The organism is Pantoea sp. RIT-PI-b, from assembly GCF_001187905.1.
GTDB lineage: Bacteria > Pseudomonadota > Gammaproteobacteria > Enterobacterales > Enterobacteriaceae > Pantoea > Pantoea nemavictus.
Window position 1 is genome coordinate 1 of sequence record NZ_LGIS01000033.1, and the last position, 21,418, is coordinate 21,418.

19 protein-coding genes are annotated in these 21,418 nt (G+C 56.0%); 11 read left to right on the top strand and 8 right to left on the bottom strand.

The window, feature by feature from the left end:
• Window positions 1-500: 500 nt before the first annotated feature.
• The 3 genes from AC790_RS21025 to AC790_RS21035 all read right to left on the bottom strand — a co-directional run bounded on the left by AC790_RS21025 (window position 501) and on the right by AC790_RS21035 (window position 3,888).
• Window positions 501-1,526: a Gfo/Idh/MocA family protein gene (locus tag AC790_RS21025; protein WP_049853041.1), complete on the bottom strand. Its 1,026-nt coding sequence runs from the start codon at window positions 1,524-1,526 to the stop codon at window positions 501-503.
• Between the two features lie 120 nt (window positions 1,527-1,646).
• The gene (locus AC790_RS21030) at window positions 1,647-2,828 is read right to left on the bottom strand and encodes an FAD-binding oxidoreductase (protein ID WP_049853042.1); all 1,182 of its coding nucleotides are present in this window, start codon (window positions 2,826-2,828) and stop codon (window positions 1,647-1,649) included.
• A gap of 118 nt (window positions 2,829-2,946) precedes the next feature.
• Window positions 2,947-3,888: a 2-hydroxyacid dehydrogenase gene (locus AC790_RS21035; protein WP_049853043.1), complete on the bottom strand. Its 942-nt coding sequence runs from the start codon at window positions 3,886-3,888 to the stop codon at window positions 2,947-2,949.
• A 231-nt stretch (window positions 3,889-4,119) separates the two neighbouring features.
• Here AC790_RS21035 and AC790_RS21040 point away from each other — a divergent pair, with 231 nt between their 5' ends.
• From AC790_RS21040 to crtB, 5 genes are read left to right on the top strand one after another with little or no spacing between them, the layout of a single operon-like run.
• On the top strand, window positions 4,120-5,025 hold the full coding sequence (locus AC790_RS21040) for a polyprenyl synthetase family protein (protein WP_049853044.1): 906 nt from the start codon (window positions 4,120-4,122) through the stop codon (window positions 5,023-5,025).
• Between the two features lie 14 nt (window positions 5,026-5,039).
• Window positions 5,040-6,317 (top strand): glycosyltransferase, encoded by a 1,278-nt coding sequence (locus AC790_RS21045; RefSeq protein ID WP_049853045.1) that lies wholly within the window; start codon window positions 5,040-5,042, stop codon window positions 6,315-6,317.
• On the top strand, window positions 6,317-7,486 hold the full coding sequence (gene crtY / locus AC790_RS21050) for a lycopene beta-cyclase CrtY (protein ID WP_049853046.1): 1,170 nt from the start codon (window positions 6,317-6,319) through the stop codon (window positions 7,484-7,486). The genes AC790_RS21045 and crtY overlap by 1 nt, the downstream gene beginning before the upstream one ends.
• Complete coding sequence (locus AC790_RS21055; protein ID WP_049853047.1) at window positions 7,483-8,964, top strand: phytoene desaturase; 1,482 nt, start codon at window positions 7,483-7,485, stop codon at window positions 8,962-8,964. The genes crtY and AC790_RS21055 overlap by 4 nt, the downstream gene beginning before the upstream one ends.
• Window positions 8,961-9,890 carry a 15-cis-phytoene synthase CrtB gene (crtB, locus tag AC790_RS21060; protein WP_049853048.1) on the top strand — a complete coding sequence of 310 codons (930 nt, stop codon included), beginning with the start codon at window positions 8,961-8,963 and terminating at the stop codon, window positions 9,888-9,890. The genes AC790_RS21055 and crtB overlap by 4 nt, the downstream gene beginning before the upstream one ends.
• On the opposite strand, the gene AC790_RS21065 is transcribed toward crtB, so the two are convergent.
• Window positions 9,829-10,362 (bottom strand): sterol desaturase family protein, encoded by a 534-nt coding sequence (locus AC790_RS21065; RefSeq protein WP_049853049.1) that lies wholly within the window; start codon window positions 10,360-10,362, stop codon window positions 9,829-9,831. The genes crtB and AC790_RS21065 overlap by 62 nt on opposite strands.
• Before the next feature lie 236 nt (window positions 10,363-10,598).
• Between AC790_RS21065 and AC790_RS21070 the strand changes: the two genes are divergently transcribed.
• Window positions 10,599-11,789 carry an MFS transporter gene (locus AC790_RS21070; protein ID WP_049853050.1) on the top strand — a complete coding sequence of 397 codons (1,191 nt, stop codon included), beginning with the start codon at window positions 10,599-10,601 and terminating at the stop codon, window positions 11,787-11,789.
• Here AC790_RS21070 and AC790_RS21075 read toward each other — a convergent pair.
• The 3 genes from AC790_RS21075 to AC790_RS21085 all read right to left on the bottom strand — a co-directional run bounded on the left by AC790_RS21075 (window position 11,782) and on the right by AC790_RS21085 (window position 14,352).
• Window positions 11,782-12,126 carry a helix-turn-helix transcriptional regulator gene (locus AC790_RS21075; protein WP_007889758.1) on the bottom strand — a complete coding sequence of 115 codons (345 nt, stop codon included), beginning with the start codon at window positions 12,124-12,126 and terminating at the stop codon, window positions 11,782-11,784. The genes AC790_RS21070 and AC790_RS21075 overlap by 8 nt on opposite strands.
• Window positions 12,127-12,223: 97 nt before the next feature.
• The gene (locus AC790_RS21080; RefSeq protein ID WP_049853051.1) at window positions 12,224-13,165 is read right to left on the bottom strand and encodes a sugar phosphate isomerase/epimerase; all 942 of its coding nucleotides are present in this window, start codon (window positions 13,163-13,165) and stop codon (window positions 12,224-12,226) included.
• Between the two features lie 8 nt (window positions 13,166-13,173).
• Window positions 13,174-14,352, bottom strand: coding sequence for a Gfo/Idh/MocA family protein (locus AC790_RS21085; protein ID WP_049853052.1), 1,179 nt, complete (start codon window positions 14,350-14,352; stop codon window positions 13,174-13,176).
• A gap of 405 nt (window positions 14,353-14,757) precedes the next feature.
• Between AC790_RS21085 and AC790_RS21090 the strand changes: the two genes are divergently transcribed.
• The 5 genes from AC790_RS21090 (at window position 14,758) to AC790_RS21110 (ending at window position 20,722) form a co-directional block, all read left to right on the top strand.
• Window positions 14,758-15,771 carry a LacI family DNA-binding transcriptional regulator gene (locus tag AC790_RS21090; RefSeq protein ID WP_049853053.1) on the top strand — a complete coding sequence of 338 codons (1,014 nt, stop codon included), beginning with the start codon at window positions 14,758-14,760 and terminating at the stop codon, window positions 15,769-15,771.
• A gap of 17 nt (window positions 15,772-15,788) precedes the next feature.
• On the top strand, window positions 15,789-16,613 hold the full coding sequence (locus tag AC790_RS21095; protein WP_049853054.1) for a sugar phosphate isomerase/epimerase: 825 nt from the start codon (window positions 15,789-15,791) through the stop codon (window positions 16,611-16,613).
• A gap of 276 nt (window positions 16,614-16,889) precedes the next feature.
• Window positions 16,890-17,618 carry a gluconate 2-dehydrogenase subunit 3 family protein gene (locus AC790_RS21100; protein ID WP_049853055.1) on the top strand — a complete coding sequence of 243 codons (729 nt, stop codon included), beginning with the start codon at window positions 16,890-16,892 and terminating at the stop codon, window positions 17,616-17,618.
• An 18-nt stretch (window positions 17,619-17,636) separates the two neighbouring features.
• Entirely contained in the window at window positions 17,637-19,406 is a 1,770-nt protein-coding gene (locus tag AC790_RS21105) for a GMC family oxidoreductase (RefSeq protein WP_049853056.1), read from the top strand.
• 2 nt (window positions 19,407-19,408) lie between these two features.
• On the top strand, window positions 19,409-20,722 hold the full coding sequence (locus tag AC790_RS21110) for a cytochrome c (protein WP_049853057.1): 1,314 nt from the start codon (window positions 19,409-19,411) through the stop codon (window positions 20,720-20,722).
• A 63-nt stretch (window positions 20,723-20,785) separates the two neighbouring features.
• Here the strand turns inward: AC790_RS21110 and AC790_RS21115 are convergent, their stop codons facing one another.
• A complete protein-coding gene (locus AC790_RS21115; protein ID WP_007889767.1) occupies window positions 20,786-21,250 on the bottom strand; it encodes a heme-degrading domain-containing protein in 465 nt (154 codons plus the stop codon).
• Window positions 21,251-21,418: the final 168 nt, after the last annotated feature.

Consider the following 21,418-nt stretch of genomic DNA (forward strand, 5'->3'; position numbering starts at 1 on the left):
TAAAGATTTACGTAAGAATTTATGGCAAAATGCGGAAGCAGGCATAGTGGCGATCTTATTTTTTGTTGGCGCAATAATTAGATCATTTTTCCACTGTGCCTGCTTCGTTTTTGTGGGGATTCATCAGCCCTACAGGCGTTAAAGCGATGATGCTCCAGGAATAGGCATTGATGCTGCAGCGCGGGTGTTGAGACGACATCCCAGCCCGCTGAGCGAGTGAGGGATTCCAGGGCGAGCCGCAGGGATGCGGCGAGAGGCGGCGCTGAGCAGGAGCGAATCGCCGCCGGTCCGTCAGGAATCGCGATTGAGTGAAGGCACCGCGAAGCGGCGGGATGAGCTGGCGCAGGGCCGGGGAGTGCAGAGGGCGCGGCCAGGCGACCTCTGCTCGGTCGCCGCACGACATAGCTGAAACTACTCCAGTCGATGGCGAACGAAAGTCGCTCAGCGCTGAACTAGCCGGAATTATGCCATTCATGGCGACCGATGAACCGAATATCAGGTTAATCGATGCTTACCACGCGATTTTCCCGCGCGCTGATAAAGGCGGCATCCAGCACCGCCAATACGTCAATGGCTTGTTTGGCGGTCACCGGCGGTTCGTTACCGTTACGCACCGCTTCGGCAAAGGCTTCATAATAGGCGTGATAGGCGCCCTGCTCCGACGGCACCGCTTCGTCGCCCTCTGCGTGGTGTAAAGTGCCCCAACGGTCGCGTTGCTCGAAGCCCCAGTTGGCCAAATCATCCGCTGGGCGCTTACCGGCAAAAATCGCCTGCGCCTGTACATCGGTGCCTTGAGAAAGATAGCTGCCCTTCTCGCCGTAAACGCGCAACTCACGCGCGACAAGATGATTCACCTTGCTGGATGAAACATAGGAATGGCTGCCATTTTTATGCGTGAGTGTGATGAAGAAGCTGGCGTCGGTTGGACCTTCATCCACCTCAATAATGTCCAGTTGCGCGTAAACGCTGCTGACCGGGCCCAGCAGCCATAACGCCTGATCGACCAGATGACTTCCCATATCACGCAGCAAACCGCCGTTGGGGCCGCCTTCCAGCGTTTCCGGTTCGTCGAGATCCATACGATTATGCAAACGCCATACTTTGCCCAGGCGTTGCTGCTCGATCAGTTTCTTCAGCGTCTGGATATCTGCATCAAAGCGACGGTTGTGATAAACCCCTAGCACCACGCCTTTCTCCTGCGCCGCCGCAGCCAGCTCACGGCCGGTTTTGGCATCCGGCGCAAAGGGTTTATCGGCTATCACCGCCACACCTGCATCGATCGCTTCCAGCACCAACTCACGCCGGGTTTGCGGCGGCGTGGTGATGGTGACGATATCTACACCCGCTGCCAGCATTTCGGTCAGGCTGGCGTAAATCGGCACGTCGGGGAAATCCGCTTTCACTTTCGCAATGGTTGCCGGTGCGCGGGCGACAATCCCCGCCAGCTCAAGCCCTTTTGCTGCCGTGATAAAGGGGGCGTGGAAATTTTTGCCGCCGGTGCCGTAACCCACAATGCCAATTTTCATGCTTGCTCCGTGTGCGTTAAAAGAGAAGTTAATGTCATTACCAATAACATATTAGTAACAACATAACGCGTTCAGCTACACAAAATTGGCATAAAAATATCATTTTAATAGAAAATGGCTTTACTGTGCCGCCGGAAAATTCCGTTTGATCGGGGCGAATTCTTCCGCACTTTTCCCCAACAGACGCTGCGGGCGGAAGTCACTCAGTAATTCTCTCGCCACATCCTTGACCACCTCCTCAGCCACCAGCTTGCCAATCAGCGGCGAAAGCGTGATTCCGCTGTGCGTCACCGCCACATACACGCGCTGATGCGGCGTCACATAACCCAGCGCGGGCAAACCATCTGCAGGTCGCGCACGTTGCCCCACCACGATCTGTTCAATCTGCAACTCGCCAGCATCGTCAAACAACGCGTGATAACGTTCGCGGAACTGCCCGGCGATATCGCTGTGGAGGGATGGTGGTGCGGCGGAATCGGCCAGATGATCCAGCTCGAGCGCTTGCAGCAGCAAACGTCCGCCGCCATCCGGGCGCACGTTAAGCTGCGGCGAGATAAGATTGGCGTGCAGCGACAGCGGTTGCGGCGCGGTACGCACCAGGAAGCTGCAGGCCACCGCGTTGGGTTTACTGGTATCCAGCAGCGCCAGATTGAGGCCAAGTGAACTCAACAGCTGATTGGCCCAACGCCCGGTGGCCAGCACCAGACGATCGCCCTGCCACTGCTCGCCGTTTTCAAGTTGGAGGGTAACTTGCGTAGCACTCTCGCTGATGCTGATGATGCGCTGTTGCTGATACAGCACCGCGCCATGCGCTTTAGCCTCTGACCATAAACGCGCCAGATAAATCGCGGGATGCAATACCGATTCGCTGGGGAAATGCCACACGCTGCCGCTAATCGCTTGCGCGCGCAGCTCAGGAATATCGCGCAGCACATCAGCTGGCGAAGCTTCACGCGCCGCATAGCCAAGCGACTGCAGCGACGTTGCGCGCTGCAGTAAGCGCTGCTGCGCATCGCCCTGCGCGGCCCACTCCCAGGTGCCGCCGGTCTCCAGCCAGCGCAAACCGTTCGGCTGCGCCTGTTGCAGTTTGCGGTGCTCTTCCATTGATAGCGCATTAAGCTGGTGATAACTGTGCGGCTGTTTGCCGTTGGAGTTAACCCAGGCGAACGTGGTGCTGCTGGTTCCTGCACCGATATGCTGTTGTTCGAATATTGTGACTTCAACGCCCTGCAAAGCTAAAGCGCGCGCCACCGCTAAACCGATAACGCCGCCGCCAATAATTGCAATTTTTTGTGCTGTCATAATGGGCTCCTGAATAAAGTGCCAATAGCATAACAGCCCAAACAGATGAGAATTGCGATATCTTAATAAGGATTGTGGCTCAGGTTATAAGAATTTCATCTGAATACCGACATCATAATTATACCGCTGTCAGAATCTTCCCATCAGCGAAATAGGCCAGCAAATTCTCCAGTACATTATTGGTCATTTGCGCACGTGTTTCATGGGTTGCGCTGGCAATATGGGGAGTTAATAGCACATTATCCAATTGACGCAGCGCCGGATTAATAATCGGTTCTTGCGGATAGACATCCAGCGCCGCACCTTTAATGGTTCCCTGCTGTAAAGCAGCGATCAGGTCCGCTTCATTGATGACCGTGCCGCGCGCGATATTGATCAGCACGCCCTCTTTACCCAGCGCTGTCAGCACTTTTGCATCGACTAATTGCAGGTTTTCCGCGCTGCCCGGTAATGCCAGCACAAGAAAATCGCTAAATGCTGCCAGCTGCTCAATGTTGTCGCAACGCTTATAACTTACTTCTTTCGCCGTGCGCGCGGTATAAGCCACCTGCATGCCAAAGGCTTCGGCTCGGCGGGCAATGGCTAATCCAATTGCACCCAAGCCAGCAATACCGATTCTTTTCCCGCTGGCGCGACTGGAGAGCGCTACCGCATTGTTTTCCCAGGCACCCGACTGCGCAAATTGATGGTAAGCCACCAGATTGCGAGAAAATGCCAGCGTCAAAGTCAGAGCTAAATCCGCAACGTCATCGGTGAGGATATCGCGCGTAATACTGATCTGAATATCTTGTGCCGCAGCATAATTAAGGTCGATACGATCGGTGCCCACGCCAAATACCGCAATCGCTTTACACTCTGGCAGCTGCTCCAGCAGTGCAGTCTCAACCCCAACGTCGCCACGCGTGACAATCGCCTTAATCGCTGTGCCGTGCCGCGCAATAAATACCGCCGGATCGGGCTGTTCATATAAACGATAGCAGTGAAAATGCTGGGTTAGCTTTTCATCCAGCTGTGGCATCAGCGGCTGAATTATCAAAATGGCAGGTTGTGAAGTTGTCATTATATTTTCCATTAGGTGTATTTATTTGCCACCAGCCTAACGGAGTTATTTATGTTACGGCGCAGCTGTTACTTTTTTCGCTAATACGATCACGTGAATAAGAGAATTAAAATCCCGCACTCCTGAAGGTTAATTACACGCCTAATGCGCGGCGCCCGCTGGCGAACTCACCTTACGCAGTCTACGGTTAATCAAAAAGCATAAAAATTTCACCAACCATGGATAGCCACGATGACCGCCCATGTCGATACCACAGCACATCAGGAAAGCGAACTTCTTCAGCTGCAGCAAAATTTACAGGCACATCTTGAGCATTTGCTGCCTGCGGGTCAGCCTACCGATCGCGTGCGTGCCGCCATGCGGGCCGGGACTTTGGCGCAGGGCAAACGCATTCGACCTTTATTACTGATGCTGGCCGCGCGCGACATGGGGTGCGAGCTGACTCAACATGGTCTTCTCGATCTCGCCTGCGCGGTAGAGATGGTGCACGCAGCATCGCTGATTCTTGATGATATTCCATCAATGGATAACGCGCAGATGCGGCGTGGTCGCCCCACCGTGCATCGCGAATTTGGTGAAAACGTGGCGATTCTGGCGGCCGTCGCCCTGCTTAGCCGCGCTTTTGAAGTGATTGCGATTGCACCCGGCTTGCTCGCGCAGCATAAATCCGAGGCGATTGCCGAACTCTCCTCCGCCGTTGGCCTGCAAGGATTGGTGCAAGGGCAATTTCAGGATTTGCATGAAGGCGCGCAGAGCCGCAGCCCGGAAGCCATCGCGCTAACCAACGAATTGAAGACCAGCGTACTGTTTCGCGCCACGCTGCAAATGGCGGCGATTGCCGCTGATGCTGCGCCGCAGGTGCGGCAACGTCTCAGCCTCATCGCTCAGGATTTGGGTCAAGCTTTTCAGTTGCTCGACGATCTCACCGATGGCTGCAAACACACTGGAAAAGATGTGAATCAGGATCAGGGCAAATCCACCCTCGTACAAATGCTTGGTGCGGATGGTGCGGAACGCCGCCTGCGCGATCACCTGCGCAGCGCTGATGCGCATCTCGCCAGCGCCTGCCATCGCGGCATCGCCACTCGCCAATATATGCACGCCCTGTTTAATCAACAGCTGGCGATGTTCAACTGAGCGCGGCTCCGCCCGTGGGCCACTTTGCGGTGATTGCGCCGCCGCTTTACAGCCACTTTCACGCCTTGCAGGCGCTGGCACAAACGTTGCTGGCGCGCGGCCATCGCATCACGTTTATTCAACAAGCCGATGCGCGCACCTTGCTCAGCGACGAACGTATTGATTTTGTTGCCGTCGGGCAGCAGACGCATCCTGCCGGATCGCTGGCGCCGGTGTTGCATCGCCTGGCGTCGCCGGGCGGCTTATCGCTGTTTCGCGTGATCAGGGATCTTGCCAACACTACCGACATGTTGTGCCGCGAGCTACCGGCGGTATTAAAGGCATTAAAGATTGATGGTGTGATCGCGGATGAAATGGAGGCGGCGGGAGGTTTGGTCGCGGAGGCTTTACGTCTACCGTTTGTGTCGGTGGCCTGCGCGTTGCCGGTCAATCGTGAAGCCGGCATTCCACTGGCGGTCATGCCCTTTCGCTTTGCCCAGGACGAGAAAGCGCTGAAACGTTTCCAGGCCAGCAGCGATATCTATGATCGTATTATGCGGCGTCACGGCGAGGTGATCCGCAAACATGCACGCGCGTTTAACTTAACCGAGCGCAGCGGTTTGCATCAGTGCCTGTCGCCGCTGGCGCAAATCAGCCAGATGGTGCCCGCGTTTGATTTTCCGCGTCAACATTTGCCAGCCTGTTTTCATGCGGTGGGCCCGCTGCGCGCCCCGATTTCGCCTGCGCCGCTCAATGCGCCCTGGCCAGCGCTGCGCCAGCCGGTGGTGTATGCCTCGCTTGGTACGCTGCAGGGCCACCGTATGCGGCTGTTTCTGCGTCTGGCACAGGCGTGCCGCCAGCAGCGGCTGTCGCTGGTGATCGCCCATTGCGGTGGCCTGAATGCGCATCAGGTGCACCAACTTGAGCTGGCCGGTGCCGCGTGGGTGACCGATTTCGTTGATCAGCGCGCGGCACTGCAGCATGCGCAGCTGTTTATCACCCACGCTGGCTTAAATAGCGCGCTGGAAGCACTCGAGTGCGGCACGCCAATGCTGGCGCTGCCGATAGCCTTTGACCAGCCCGGCGTGGCGGCGCGCATTGAGTGGCACGGAGTGGGCCGCCGCGCTTCACGTTTCAGCCGCGTCCCGCAACTGGAACGTCATTTACACCAGCTGCTAAATGACGAGCGCTATGTGCTACGCATGTCCGCGATTCAGGCGCAGCTGCAGCGCGCAGGCGGCTGCCAGCGTGCGGCGGATATCGTCGAGCAAGCGTTATGCCAGCAACAAGTTGTGCTTGCGGAGGCCACCTAATGCGTACGCAGTATGATGTGATTCTGGTCGGCGCCGGACTGGCGAATGGCCTGATTGCGCTGCGCCTGCGCCAGCTGCAACCGCAATTGACTTGCCTGCTACTGGAGAGCAACGCGCATCCGGCGGGAAATCATACCTGGTCCTTTCATCGCAGCGATCTCACTGCTGAACAGCTGAGTTGGCTGGAACCGCTGATTTCCGTGCGCTGGCCGGGTTATCAGGTCCGTTTTCCCGCGCTGCGTCGTACATTGCACGGTGAGTATTGTTCGATTTTCTCATGCGATTTTGCTCACCAGCTGAAAGACGTCATCGGCGACGATCTATGGTGTAACGCGCCGGTAAGCGTGGTTTCACCTACGCAGGTGACGCTGGCAGATGGCCGCGAACTTCATGCGCAGGTGGTGATCGATGGTCGCGGCTTGCAGTCAACGCCGCATCTTCAGCTGGGTTATCAGGTGTTTGTCGGACAAGAGTGGCAGCTGGCACAGCCGCATGGTTTGCAGCAGCCAATATTGATGGATGCCACCGTCGACCAGCAAGCGGGCTACCGTTTCGTCTACACGCTGCCGCTCAGCGCCGACCGCCTATTGATTGAAGACACCTACTACGTTAATCAGCCCACGCTGAACGAAAACAGTGTACGCCAACACCTCGCCGAGTATGCCGCGCAGCAAGGCTGGAAGCTCAGCATGCTGCTGCGTGAAGAGCATGGCGTGTTACCCATTACTTTAAGCGGTGATATCGATCGGTTTTGGCAGCAACAGCGCGACCAGCCCAGCAGCGGGCTGCGTGCCGGATTATTTCACGCCACCACCGGCTATTCATTGCCGTCAGCCGTCGCGCTGGCAGAACGGGTTGCCTGCAGCTTGCCCGGCGACGCCAGCACGATCAGCCGGCAAATCGAACGCTTTGCACGTCAGCAGTGGCGCGATCAGCGCTTTTTCCGCCTGCTGAATCGCATGCTGTTTCTCGCCGGACGTCCCGAGCAGCGCTGGCGCGTGATGCAACGTTTCTACCGGCTCGACGCCGGACTGATTAGCCGCTTTTACGCCGGGCGACTGCGCCTGCGCGACAAAGCACGAATTTTATCCGGCAAACCGCCGGTGCCCATCGGCGAAGCGCTGCGCGCGCTATTGATGACTTCAGGTAATACAGGGAAGAAAAAATGAAACGCACTTACGTGATTGGCGCAGGCTTTGGTGGCCTGGCGCTGGCGATTCGCCTGCAAGCCGCGGGCGTGCCGACAACCTTGCTGGAGCAGCGCGATAAACCGGGCGGACGCGCTTATGTGTTTGAGGATGAAGGTTTTACCTTCGATGCCGGGCCAACGGTGATCACCGATCCCAGCGCTATTGAAGAGTTGTTCACGCTAGCAGGAAAATCGCTCAGTGATTACGTCGAACTGATGCCGGTGACACCGTTCTATCGCCTGTGCTGGGAAGATGGTAAACAACTCGATTACGATAACAATCAGCCGCTGCTCGAGCAGCAGATTGCCACGTTCAACCCGCAGGATGTCGCTGGCTATCGCCAGTTTCTCGCCTATTCGCGCGAGGTGTTTAAAGAGGGTTATCTGAAACTCGGCACGGTGCCGTTTTTGCATATTCGCGACATGCTGCGCGTCGCCCCGCAGCTGGGTCGTTTGCAGGCCTGGCGCAGCGTTTACAGCATGGTAGCGAAATTTATTCAGGACGATCACCTGCGCCAGGCGTTTTCCTTTCACTCATTGCTGGTCGGCGGTAATCCTTTTGCAACCTCATCGATCTATACCTTAATCCATGCGCTCGAGCGTGAATGGGGCGTGTGGTTTCCGCGCGGAGGCACCGGCGCGCTGGTTAAAGGTATGGCGCGACTGTTTGAAGATCTCGGCGGCGAACTGTTGTTGAATGCCGAAGTCAGCCAGCTTGAAACCATAGGTGACCGGATTAGCGGTGTTGAGCTCAAGGATGGCAGACGTTTCGCCGCCGCCGCCGTGGCCTCAAATGCCGATGTGGTCCATACCTACGACACGCTGCTGCGCCAGCATCCGCACGCCCGCAAGCGGGCGATCTCGCTGAAGCGTAAGCGTATGAGCAACTCGCTGTTTGTACTCTATTTTGGCCTGAATCAGCCCCATACGCAGCTCGCGCATCACACGGTGTGTTTTGGTCCGCGCTACCGCGAGTTGATCGATGAAATTTTTAACAGCGGCGAGCTGGCAGAGGATTTTTCGCTCTATTTACACGCGCCCTGCAGCAGCGATCCTTCGCTGGCACCGCCGGGCTGCGGCAGCTTTTATGTGTTAGCGCCGGTGCCGCATCTCGGCACCGCTGACATCGACTGGCAACAGGAAGGACCGCGCTTGCGCGATCGAATTTTTGCTTATCTGGAGCAGCACTATATGCCGGGACTACGTCAGCAATTGGTGACACACCGCATGTTTACACCGTTTGATTTTCGCGACACGCTGCATGCCCATCACGGTTCGGCGTTTTCGCTGGAACCGATTTTGACGCAAAGCGCCTGGTTCCGTCCGCACAATCGTGATGCTGATATCAGTAATCTTTATTTGGTTGGCGCGGGCACGCATCCCGGCGCGGGCGTGCCGGGTGTGATTGGATCGGCCAAGGCCACCGCCCAGCTAATGCTGGAGGATCGCCACCAATGAACCGTCAGCCACTCCTTGAGCAAGTCACGCAAACCATGGCGGTAGGTTCGAAGAGTTTCGCCACCGCCGCTAAATTATTCGACGCGCCAACGCGCCGCAGCACGCTGATGCTGTATGCGTGGTGCCGCCACTGCGATGATGTGATTGATGGACAAACGCTAGGCGAAGGGGGCACGCAACACGCGGTGGAGGATGCGCAGGCACGCATGCACCATCTGCAGATTGAAACGCGTCGCGCCTACAGCGGTGCCCACATGGATGAACCGGCGTTTAAGGCTTTTCAGGAGGTGGCGATCATCCACCAGTTGCCTCAGCAGCTGGCGTTTGATCATCTGGAAGGTTTCGCCATGGATGCGCGCGATGAACACTACGCAACCTTCGATGACACGCTGCGCTACTGCTACCACGTCGCGGGCGTCGTCGGCTTGATGATGGCCCGCGTGATGGGCGTTCGCGATGAAGCGGTGCTGGATCACGCCTGCGATTTAGGGCTGGCATTTCAGCTGACTAACATTGCTCGCGATATCGTGGAAGATGCGCAAAACGGCCGCTGCTATCTGCCGCAAACCTGGCTCGAGCAGGCTGGATTACGTGCCGAAACGCTTGGCGATCCGCAACATCGTACCGCGCTGGCATTGCTGGCAGCGCGCTTAGTGGCGGAAGCGGAACCTTACTATCATTCGGCACGATCCGGCTTGCCGGGTTTGCCGCTGCGTTCGGCGTGGGCCATTGCCACCGCACACGGCGTTTATCGCGAAATTGGGGTAAAAGTTCAGCAGGCCGGCGCGCACGCCTGGGATGCTCGGCAGCGCACCAGCCGGGCGGAGAAACTGGCGCTGCTGGTGAAAGGCGCGGGTTCCGCCATTACTTCACGCGTGGCTCGTCCTGAGCCGCGTCCGGCTGATTTGTGGCAACGTCCTCGTTGAGTTTGCGTCCGTGACGCTGGCGCAGCGTGGCCTGCAGCTTGCTGAGCGACGGCGCATACAGGAAGCCAAATGATACGCAGCCTTCACGTCCACGTACCGCATGATGCATGCGGTGCGCCATGTACAAGCGCTTAAGATAGCCTTTGCGCGGGATGTAGCGAAACGGCCAGCGTTGATGTACCAGACCATCGTGCACCATGAAATAGAGCGCGCCGTAAGTGGTCATCCCAGCGCCAATCCACTGCAGTGGCCACAAGCCCTGCACACCGACATAAATCAGCACAATCGCCAGCACCGCAAATACCACTGCGTAGAGATCGTTAAGCTCAAACTTACCGCTGTGCGGTTCGTGGTGTGATTCATGCCAACCCCATCCCCAACCGTGCATGATGTATTTATGCGAGAGCGCCGCGACGATTTCCATCACCACCACGGTCGCTAACAGAATGAGCGTGTTCCATAACCAGAGCATTGTTCGTCCATTTGTGGAAAAAGGGGGAAATACTAAAGGTGGACGCGGATAGCGGATGGCGCAAGGTAAGTGTCAAATTACAGATTATCTAGCGTTAGGTTTATTGGCTGTACATCCGCCACTTCACTGGTTAATATTGCCCTCCTTTCAGCGGCCTGCCGCCGCTGCGTAAGCGTTAACGTCAACCAACGCACCATATGCAGACCTGGTCTGCCTCATTGTTATGGTGCGAAAATATGACCCATACCGCTTTATCTGCGAATCCTGCCCTACGTCGTTCTGGTTTTTTCCTGTTTTTGCTGCTGCTGACGGCGGCCAATTTGCGCACGCCGATTACGGCGGTCGGTCCGGTGCTGGAAAATATTCGTCTGACGTTTGGCCTGAGCGCCAGCGCGGCGGGGGTGATTAACTTCTTACCGCTGCTGATGTTTGCCACCTTAGCGCCACCGGCTGCGTGGTTCGGCAATCGTTTTGGTCTGGAGCGCAGTTTATGGGGCGCGTTGCTGCTGATTACGCTGGGATCGGTGCTGCGCATTAGCGGCAGTGAAAATGCCCTGTGGGCCGGCACCGTAATTCTCAGCTCCGGTATTGCTGCCGCCAATGTGCTTCTGCCGCCGCTAATTAAGCGTGATTTCACCGAGCATACCGCGCGTTATATTGGGCTGTATGCAATGACCATGGCGATTACCGCCAGTATTGCGTCTGGCGTTGTCGTGCCGCTGGCAGAGTTGAACAGCGCAGGCTGGCGTCTTTCGCTGGCGGTATGGCTGATTCCGGCGGTAGTCGCGCTGCTCGCCTGGCTGCCGTATTTGAAAAAGCCCGCCACTCAGAAAAAAGGTACAGCCAGCGCTACTCTCACGCGATCGCCCTGGCGCGCCGCATTAGGCTGGCAGGTTTCCCTGTTTATGGCTTGCCAGTCGCTGGTGTTTTACACCTTAATTGGCTGGATCACCCCTTTCGCGCAAGACAGCGGCATCAGTCAGCTGGAAGCCGGCGGCATGCTGTTTGTGTATCAGATAGTGGCGATCGTTTCGAATCTGGCCTGCATGAGCGCCTTGAAGAGAATGCGCGATCAGCGCGTAATCGGTTTTCTCGCGTCACTGGCAATCTTTGTGGCCGTAGCAGGGTTGCTGCTTGCGCCGAACTACGCGCTACTGTGGCTGATTCTGGCGGGGCTGGGGGCGGGAGCGTCAATGGGGATTTGCCTGACGCTGTTTAATCTGCGCACCGGTGATCATCTGCAGGCCGCGAAATTATCGGGCATGGCGCAATGCGTCGGTTATGGATTGGCGGCGCTCGGGCCGTTGTGCTTTGGCCTGCTGCATGACGTCAGCGGCAGCTGGCAGTGGCCGCTAATGTTGCTATTAGTGATTGCGGCGCTGCAGATGGTGGTGGCCACGCTGGCGGGCCGCGCGCGGGTTATTTAACGTGGAACTCATTCAGCGTGGCGGTGGTGAGCGCATCTTGCTCAGTGGCACTCAATAACGAATCCAGTAAACCGGGAAAACGCGCGTCAAGATCGTCGCGTCGCAGCGACAGCAGGTTTTCGCGGCCGGACGGTTTCTGCCAGATAATGCCGCCCTCGCGCAGCACGCGCCAGTGATGGGTCAAGGTCGATTTCGATACGCCTTTCAGCAGCGACCCGCAGGTATGTTCACCGCCATCCGCCAGAATGCTGACTACCGTCATACGCATCGGATTGCCCAATGCCGCCAGTACATTTTCCAGACGAATATCAGCGCGCGGTGGGTGATTTTCCAGCATGGCTTGCCTCTCAATGGTTCGTATAAGCACGAATTATCAGGCAGGCGCGGAAGGAAGTACAGCACACGGCGAGCGCAAACCCGCCGTGTATTGCACCTTACTGGCTAAGGGTTTGCTTGAGTGCCGCAATTGATGAGGTGATGCCGGCGTCCACCGACATGGTAAGATCTTCCATCTCCAGCGATACCCAATCGTTATAGCCCATCATGCGCACCACCGAGAAGAACTCCTTCCACCACTGCAGATCCTGGCCGCAGCCCACTGCAACATAATTCCAGGCACGGTTGGCAACGTCTTCCACCGGTTTGGTTTCCAGTAAGCCGTTAATGTTCACCAGCCCACGTTCCAGTCGCACATCCTTGCCGTGGCAGTGATGAATCGCCGGGCCGAGCGCGCGCGCGGCAGCAATCGGATCGGCTCCCATCCACAGCAGATGGCTGGGATCGAGATTCAGCCCGACCATATCGCCCACCGCATTGCGCAGACGGAACAGGGTTTCCGGATTCCACACCAGCATCGAGCTGAAGTTTTCAAGTGCAAACTTTTCGACGCCGCTGGCTTTGGCACGTTCCACCAGCCCTTGCCAGTAAGGAATTGCCACTTCATTCCACTGATAATCGAGGCAGTTTTTCAGCGTGGGCGGCCAGCTTACGGTGTAGGTGATCCAGTTGGGAATGGTGTCATGCGGGCTAGCGGGCGGCAGGCCACTCATCATGACGATTTTCTTCACGCCCAATTCACCGGCCAAAACCAGCGCGTTTTCCGTATCGCGCTTGTGCTTATTGCCCAACTCGCCCGGATCGAGCGGATTTCCCGACACATTCAGCGCCGCAATTGACATGCCGCGACTCTCCAGCGCCTGCAGCAACTGCTGCCGTTGCGTCGCGCTCGCCAGCAGCGCTTCGGTGCGCAGATGCGGCGCCGGGGACCAGCCACCGGTGGTCATTTCAACGCCGTAAACCCCCAGCTCCAGCAGTTTATCCAGCATCTGTTCAAACGGCAGATGACCCAGGCTATCGGTACAAAAAGAGAGTTTCATAGCATTCCTTATTCGTAATTAACCCAGCTCGCGCCGTTATCCGCAGACCGCACGCAGTTTTCGATCCAGCGCACACCTTCAATCCCGGCGTTGATGTCCGGATAGATCAGGTTATCGAGCGTCTGTTGGTCTCTGCGTTGCGTGGCGCTGATGGCGATGGCAAATTTGAGATAGATATTGGCCCAGGATTCCGCCAGCCCTTCGGTATGCAGCGCCCCGAGACGTTCATCAGCCAAGGCGCTTTCGTGCAGATACGGCATGCCGTGATGCATAATCTGATTCGGTTGGCCCTGCACTTCATACTTCAGCTCGCCCGGGTTGTAATCGCTCCACTCCAGGCTGGCACGCGAACCAATCACCCGAATGCTTTGGCTGTCCATCGAACCGGCGTTGATGGAGGACGCCCACATGCGCCCTACCGCACCGTTGTCGTAATGCATCAACACCATCGCGTTATCTTCTAGCGGTGCGCGCGACGGAATGAAGCTCTGGCGATCGCACAGCAGCGATTTCACTTTCAGCTGCGGTAGCACCAGCTGTGAGATGTAGAAGGTGTGAGTAGAGATATCCCCAAGGACAAATGAAGGTCCGGCAATTTTGGGATCGACCCGCCATTTCTGTGCTTCGCTGAACTTGTCGGCGCTGTCATTAGCGCTAAAGCCGTGGGTGTATTGCAACTCCACCATGCGCACATCACCAATTTCGCCATTAGCGATCATCGCGCGCATCTGCATCAGCAACGGATGGCCAGAGAATCCGTACGTCACGCCAACGATCAAGCCTTTCGTCGCGGCCAGTTGTTTGATTTCCTGCGCTTCGGCACAGGTGAAAAACAGCGGCTTCTCGCAAATCACGTGAATACCAGCATTCAGAGCGGCTTTGGTGATTTCATAGTGAGTGCCATTTGGCGTGGCAATCGATACCACTTCCACGCCATCTTCCCGCTTCGCCTCTTCGGCCAGCAGTTGCTGATAATTGTCGTAGCAGCGTTCTGCCGCCAAACCGAGATTGACGCCAAAATCGCGACCGCGCTCGGCATCAATATCAAACGCGCTCGCCACCATTTGATAGGCGGTGTTATCACGCAGGGCGCCAGAACGGTGTTTATAGCCAACCTGGCTTAGACGACCGCCGCCGATCATGGCCCAGCGCAATGGACGTGGGATACTCTTTTCACCGTTGAGCATAACAACTCCTTTTAATTTTGCACCCGGGTGCAAAATGAGTGGCAGTAAGATTTGAGGATATTTATTCTGCTAACATTAACTTTGTTACCGGGTGCAAAAAAGCCTGCACTCATGAGTATAAACGCCATTTTTTCGCGTTAAACTGAGCGAAATGTCAGCGATATTGACTTTCACGTCAATCTGGCAAAGTGCAAATCAGCGAAACCGATCACAAAATCTTAATGTAATGCACCCGATTGCAAAAAATGTTGCAATCGGGTGCACTGATCAAACATAATCGCAACATCATAAAAACAAGATTATTTGTCGCGCTTTGCGCCAAATGCGTGCGCTCAGGTGTTTATTTTCCGTTGGCTTTAACGTTCAATGCTGGGGGTCTTCCGTTAATACCCCTACGCAGGTGCTATGAGTAAACCAACCGAAAAACCACACAAAGCCACCGCCAGCGACGTTGCACGATTGGCAGGCGTCTCGAAATGGACGGTCTCGCGCGCTTTTACGCCGGGCGCGTCAATTTCTGATAAAGCGCGCGAACGCGTCATGGCCATTGCCAGCGAACTGGGCTATCGCCCTAACCTGCTGGCACGCAGCCTGTCGCAAAAGAAGACACATATTATTGGCGTGGTGATCGACGAGCTAAAAAATCCGCACACCATGCTGATGCTCGACACTGTCACCCGCCAGCTGCAACAGCGCGGTTATATGGCGCTGCTGTTGAATATCGGCAGCGGCGAAAATTATCGCGCAGTGCTTTCGCTGGCCGACCAGCTGCAGGTTGATGGCATGCTGTTTCTCGGCACGGTGCTGAGTGATGAATTAATCGCCGTTGCGCGCGAGATGCACCACATTCCGTTAGTGCAGGTGTGCCGTAACAATGATGAGCCTGGCATTGAAGTGGTCAGCATTGATGGCTTACATGCGGGCAAAAAGCTGGGTGAACTGCTGCTGGCACAGGGTTATACGCGCATCGGTTACATGATGGGACCCGCCACCAGAAGCCACCACACGTTGCGTCTGGAGGGCCTTCAGCTCGCGCTGAACGATGCAGGCTTGCAGCTCGACGTGTTGCTGACGGCAGGCGCTTATGCCCGCGAGTGTAGCTATACGGCGTTAACCGATTACCTAAACGCGCAAGCACCCGATCAGCGCATCGAAGCGCTATTTTGTGAAAACGATGTGCTGGCACTCGGTGCATTAGCCGCACTGCGCGAAGGTGCAGGCAATAAATTTATGGCGGTGGTGGGCTTTGATGACATCGATGAAGCCAGTCTGCCGAGCTGGCAGCTCACCAGCTTCAGCCAGCGTATTGATTTGATCATCACAGAAGCCTTAAACCGGCTGATTGATGGACGTGCCACTCCAGGTGGCGTTTGGTCTCAGGGAGAATTGCGTGTTCGTCGCTCTCACCTGAAGCCGTGAGGTAACAAGGAGGAGAGATGAAGTTGTCGTTGCATGGCGTGTCTGTTTGGTACAGCAATGCCGTCACTCAGTTACGCATCGCCCATGAAACGGGCTTTAGTGGATTAGAAATCCTGCCAGAGCATCTGTATCGCTATCTGGATAACGGTGGCAGCTATGCCGCCTACCGCGATTTGATGGCGAAATACAGCATCGAGATTACCTGCATCAATGCACTGAAACGCATTGGTCGCCATGAGCCGAAAGCGCGAGCCGAGCTAATGCGTGAAGCGGAAAAAATCTGCCAGGCCGCTGTGGAGCTGCGTTGTCCAGTGGTGCAAATCATGGCGCTGACCGAACTTGATCACCTGACTAATGCCGAGCGCGATGCCATCCTGCTGGACAACATCTCCGCGATTGCCGATATCGGTGCGCCGCTCGGCATCAAATTCCAGATTGAAGTAGTGGCGTTCACCGCGTTCAACTCACTGCAGCACGCGCTCGATCTGATCAAACAGAGCGGCAAAGATAACCTGGGTGTGGTAGTGGATTTCTGGCATCTGCATGCGGGCGGCGCTACCACGCCAGCGGAAGTGGCGCGCATGGATAAAGATCTGATTTACGGCGTGCATTTCTGCGATGGCCGCGCGGCTAAACCGGGCGAGGCCTGGGACGAATGGGTGCAACGTAACTATGCGCCGGGTGAAGGCGATGTGGATATTGCCGCCTGGGTCGAAGCTGTGAAGGCTACCGGATACGATGGCGTCTGGTCGCCAGAATTATTAAGCCCGCATAACTGGGAAGATGACCTGTGGGATATTTCCCGTCACTGCATTGATGATATGAATAAATATATTAATTAACAGAAAGGGAGCCCGATTAACGGGTTTCCCGTGAAGCTTATTTGCCATGGCGCGGAAAACCTCCAGCCTGATAAATAGCGCGTTGGCCCTATTGCAACGCGCGATGCGTATTTTAATACCTTCTGCCAAAAAATAATAACGAACGTGGATTCGTCGATGACGCCTGTGCGCTATTTGTATTGGGCATCACTGCGTCTGTCAGTTTAGAACGTCGTGCTCTGTAAATAATAATTTGTGGTGTCCATCTGAGGATGGAATGATTAAGGGATAAGAAGTATGAACCGAAGAGAAGCGCTCTTTTCACTCAGCGGCATTGTTGCATCGCTCGCCGTCGCGCCGCAGCTGCGCGCTAAAGAGCTGCACAACGTCCCGCTGGAGACCCAACTCAGCTCCGATCACTTGCCCCAGCCGGCATGGCGAGACGGCTATCAGGTACTCACCAACCCATTGGATCGACAAAACCTGGCGGCCATTTTTGATCGTCTGATCCCCGCCGATGATCTTGGCCCATCCGCCAGTGAAGCGGGCGCGATTGAATTCCTCGATAACCAACTAGCGGGTGATTATGGTTCTGGCGCAGCGCTCTATTTACAGGCGCCGCTGCACCCGGAAAATGAAGAAGCATTGATGGGCAGCCCCCAATTTCTCACGCCACCGAAAGCGCGCTATTTAACCGGCTTAGCGGCGCTGGAAAAGTGGGCACAGCAACATCATCAGGCCTCACTGCATACCTTAACTGCGCAGCAGATCGATGAATTTCTGACAAAGATGGAAGACGGCAAAATTGATTTAGGAGCAGACGTAAATAGCCAGGCGCTTTTTGAATTAATGCTGCAAAACGCGCGTGAAAGCTATTTGGCCGATCCGATTTATGGCGGTAATAAAAATATGGCGGGCTGGAAGATGATCGGTTTTCCCGGTGCGCGCTATGACTATCGTCCTTATATCGAACGCCGTAACGAAAATCTGGCACTTATTCCCGTCAGTCTAATTCCTAACGATTAAATAGCCGGAGCTGAGTTAATGTCACTAGTAAGAAATAAAGCTGACGTGGTGATCGTCGGCCTGGGTTGGGCCGGTTCGGTGATGGCGGAAGAGCTAACCCGTGCGGGACTCAATGTGGTTGCCATTGAGCGCGGAGCCTGGCGTGATACCTCGACCGATTTCCCGGTCGCCATTGATGCCGACGAACTGCGTTTTCATACCCGCCGTAAAATTTTGCAGCCAATGAGCGTGGAAACCACCACCTTCCGTAACCGCAGCGATCAGCTCGCCGCCCCGGTGCGTAACTGGTCAGCGTTTCAGTTTGGCTGGAACGTCGGCGGCGCAGGCACACACTGGGCTGGCATGTCATGGCGTTTTACGCCGTGGGATTTTGAAGTGGCAAAGCAAACCCGCGAGCGCTACGGCGTTAAAAAGATGCAGGGCTTGCAGTTGCAGGACTGGGGCGTGACCTACGACGACATGGCGCCGTTTTACGATCGCTTTGAGCGTATTGCCGGGACGTCTGGTATCGCCGGCAATCTCAACGGTCAGTTGCAGAAAGGCGGCAACGTGTTTGAAGGACCGCGCTCGCGCGACTATCCGACGCCACCGCTGAAAGATACGCACTGGATGAGCAAATACCGTAAAACCACCGAGAGCATGGGTTATCACCCCTTCACCATCCCTGCAGGTAATCTCTCTCAGGCTTACGTGAATCCACTCGGCGTCAGTATGGGCCCGTGCACCTATTGCGGCTTCTGCGACTTCCACGGCTGCGGCAACTTTTCCAAATCATCACCGCAAGCGTGCATTCTGCCGGTGCTGATGCGCCGCCCGAACTTCACGCTGCTGACCGAAACCGAAGTGCTGCACGCGGTGAAACATGACGATGGCAAAACGGTAAAAGGCGTTAAATTCATCACGCAGGATGGCGTGGAAGGCTTCCAGCCAGCCGATATCGTCTGCATCACTGCTTATCAGATGGATAACGTGCGCCTGATGCTGCTCTCCGGCGTAGGCGAGCAATACAATCCGCTGACCGGTCGCGGCACCATTGGCCGAAACTACAACTATCAAACCTGCTCTACGGTCACCGGTTACTTCGATAACGAATATATGAACCCGTTCATCGGCGGCGGCGCGCTTGCGGTGCAAATCGATGATTTCAACGGCGATAACTTCGATCACAGCGAACTCGATTTCATCGGCGGCGCGGGCATCATGGGCTTCTCCACCAACGGCCGTCCGATTCAGAACATGAATAGCCTGCGTCCTGGCACCAGGCGTTGGGGCAGCGAGTGGAAAGCGGGCTACAAACGCGATTATCAAAGCGCTGGCACCATCTTCTGTCAGGGCACCTCAATGCCGATGCGTGAAGCCTATCTCGATCTCGATCCGAACTATAAAGATCGTCACGGCCAACCGCTGATCCGCACCACCTTCGACTGGAACCAGAACGATGTGCGCATGGCGAGATATGTTACCGACCGCGCTATCAATATCATGAAAGAGATGGGCGGCCAGCACATGGTGGTCGATAACCAGGCAGAGAAGAGCTGGAACCCTTACCAGCAGCACAGTTCGCATACCATTGGTGGTGCGGTGATGGGCGCCGATCCCAGCACCTCGGCCCTCAATCCTTATCTGCAAAGCTGGGATGCGCACAACCTGTTTGTGGTGGGCGCGTCGGCCTTCCCGAATAACGGCGGTTACAACCCCACCATCACCATTGGTGCGCTGGCGGTTCGCGCCGCACAGGCGATTCACCAGAAGTACATCAACAATCCGGCACCGCTGGTGGGGGCGTAATCATGGCGAAAGCAAAGAAAATAACTTACACCCTCGCCGCGCTGGCGGTGCTGGCGGGCATTGCGGCAACAGGCAGATTATGGGTGGTGTTAGACAGCGCTCGCTCCAACGTTGCCGACGATAAGGTGCAGTTGGCCGATTTTCACAGCAACGATGATGCGGCCATCAAACGCGGCGAATATGTGATGCGTCTTGCCGACTGTGCCGCCTGCCACAATGCCGACTTCTCCGGCGGCTACAACATCGATACGCCGTTTGGCGCGCTGAAAACCTCGAACATTTCGCCAGATCGCGCTACCGGAATCGGCAAAATGACCGAACGCGATTTCTTCAACGCGGTGCGTCAGGGGCGTGGCGATCACGGCTTCCTGTATCCGGCGATGCCGTACACCGCGTACACCCAGATGAGCGATGGCGACATGCACGATCTTTGGGCCTACTTCTCGGCGCAAAAACCGGTGAACAACGCCGTGGATGAAAATGCGGGCATGAACTTCCCGTATAACATTCGTCTGGCGATGGCGGGCTGGAACCTGTTGTTCTTTGATAACAATGCGTTTAAACCGCAAACCGCGCAGAACGACGAGTGGAATCGCGGCAAATATATCGTGGACGGTCCGGCGCACTGTAGCGTTTGCCACACCGCGCGCAACGCGCTAGGCGGCGAGATCGGTAGCCAGTATCTGCAAGGCGGTAATCTGGGCAGCTGGTACGCGCCAGACATCACGCCAAATCCACACGCTGGCATTGGTAAATGGAGCGACGCGCAGATTGCCGACTACCTGAAAACTGGCTCCAACGGCGAGAGCGTGGCGGCAGGCCCGATGGCGGAAGCGGTTGAACACTCAACGCAATATTTTAACGATCGCGATCTGCAATCTATCGCCACCTATCTGCGCAGCTTACCAGTGTCGTCCACCGCAAAAGCCAGCGGATTTGTGATGGATAAAGCGCGTCAGGAACAGGCCGCGCTGCGTTATGAAGTGGATTGCTCTGCCTGCCACGGTTTGTCGGGAGAAGGTATCACCGGCATGGTGCCAGCCTTCGCCAGCAATGGCGCGATGCAGAACGATCCGACCAACATGATTCATGCGCTGCTGGATGGCGCTCGTGCGCCGCACACCGAAGGCCGCCCAACGTCCGCAGGCATGCCGGCATTTTCCTGGAAGCTCAACGATCAGGAGATGGCCGACGTGCTCAACTACGTGAGGAATTCGTGGGGCAATCAGGGTGCAGAAGTGAAAGCCAGTCAGGTTGCCGATCTACGTAAAGCCACCGGCGCAGGGGATAAGTTGAAACTGCCCGCGATGAAATAAACAGTCATTTTTTCATCAGAAGTTGAAGCGGCGCGATTTCGCGCGCCGCATCACACTGGATTATCAGCGCAGCAGCTGGGTAATTCCCCACAGCGCTAACGCATGATCGTCTGCAGAAGGTAAACCGCTGATGGTGACGGCGCCGATGATCGCGCCCTGAGAAGTCAGCAATGGGAAGGACCCACCGTGATCGGTGTAATCTTCCTGACGGATATTGCGCTGCTGTGCCATCCGCTCGCCCTTCTGCTCATTAAAAAGTCCCACATACATCGACGAGTGGCCGGTTAACAGCACGGTGTTACGTTTACGTCGCATCCATTCCAGATTCTCTGGCGCAGATCCTGGCAATGCTGCAAGAAATAGCACCTGGCCAAATGCATAGACTTCGATAGCGATAGGCGCATTCTCTTCACGGCCACGCTGCTGGATGCTTTGTCCAATTTGCCAGGCTAAATCGAAATCAAACTGCGGTAAACGGTGTTCAGCTTCCTGCTGCAACAGGCTGTCCAGAGACGGGAGCGATGACATGATAGAATCCTCTCAAATTGAAATTAATTTTCCATATTTTATAACATGGAATATATTTTTCGCACGTGATGAGGCTCTCAGTTCATTGGTCACTAAGCGGAATCGTGCGCCACCCTCACTACAGGCGCGCCGCTGGACCACTTCGACGCACAGCGTCGACAAGCGTCC

What these genes read in the sequence shown, in the direction of transcription:
- AC790_RS21025 (WP_049853041.1), bottom strand. Translation starts at nt 1,526, where the DNA reads ATGAAAATTGGCATTGTGGGTTACGGCACCGGCGGCAAAAATTTCCAC.
- AC790_RS21030 (WP_049853042.1), bottom strand. Translation starts at nt 2,828, where the DNA reads ATGACAGCACAAAAAATTGCAATTATTGGCGGCGGCGTTATCGGTTTA.
- AC790_RS21035 (WP_049853043.1), bottom strand. Translation starts at nt 3,888, where the DNA reads ATGACAACTTCACAACCTGCCATTTTGATAATTCAGCCGCTGATGCCA.
- AC790_RS21040 (WP_049853044.1), top strand. Translation starts at nt 4,120, where the DNA reads ATGACCGCCCATGTCGATACCACAGCACATCAGGAAAGCGAACTTCTT.
- crtY (WP_049853046.1), top strand. Translation starts at nt 6,317, where the DNA reads ATGCGTACGCAGTATGATGTGATTCTGGTCGGCGCCGGACTGGCGAAT.
- AC790_RS21055 (WP_049853047.1), top strand. Translation starts at nt 7,483, where the DNA reads ATGAAACGCACTTACGTGATTGGCGCAGGCTTTGGTGGCCTGGCGCTG.
- crtB (WP_049853048.1), top strand. Translation starts at nt 8,961, where the DNA reads ATGAACCGTCAGCCACTCCTTGAGCAAGTCACGCAAACCATGGCGGTA.
- AC790_RS21065 (WP_049853049.1), bottom strand. Translation starts at nt 10,362, where the DNA reads ATGCTCTGGTTATGGAACACGCTCATTCTGTTAGCGACCGTGGTGGTG.
- AC790_RS21070 (WP_049853050.1), top strand. Translation starts at nt 10,599, where the DNA reads ATGACCCATACCGCTTTATCTGCGAATCCTGCCCTACGTCGTTCTGGT.
- AC790_RS21075 (WP_007889758.1), bottom strand. Translation starts at nt 12,126, where the DNA reads ATGCTGGAAAATCACCCACCGCGCGCTGATATTCGTCTGGAAAATGTA.
- AC790_RS21080 (WP_049853051.1), bottom strand. Translation starts at nt 13,165, where the DNA reads ATGAAACTCTCTTTTTGTACCGATAGCCTGGGTCATCTGCCGTTTGAA.
- AC790_RS21085 (WP_049853052.1), bottom strand. Translation starts at nt 14,352, where the DNA reads ATGCTCAACGGTGAAAAGAGTATCCCACGTCCATTGCGCTGGGCCATG.
- AC790_RS21090 (WP_049853053.1), top strand. Translation starts at nt 14,758, where the DNA reads ATGAGTAAACCAACCGAAAAACCACACAAAGCCACCGCCAGCGACGTT.
- AC790_RS21095 (WP_049853054.1), top strand. Translation starts at nt 15,789, where the DNA reads ATGAAGTTGTCGTTGCATGGCGTGTCTGTTTGGTACAGCAATGCCGTC.
- AC790_RS21100 (WP_049853055.1), top strand. Translation starts at nt 16,890, where the DNA reads ATGAACCGAAGAGAAGCGCTCTTTTCACTCAGCGGCATTGTTGCATCG.
- AC790_RS21105 (WP_049853056.1), top strand. Translation starts at nt 17,637, where the DNA reads ATGTCACTAGTAAGAAATAAAGCTGACGTGGTGATCGTCGGCCTGGGT.
- AC790_RS21110 (WP_049853057.1), top strand. Translation starts at nt 19,409, where the DNA reads ATGGCGAAAGCAAAGAAAATAACTTACACCCTCGCCGCGCTGGCGGTG.
- AC790_RS21115 (WP_007889767.1), bottom strand. Translation starts at nt 21,250, where the DNA reads ATGTCATCGCTCCCGTCTCTGGACAGCCTGTTGCAGCAGGAAGCTGAA.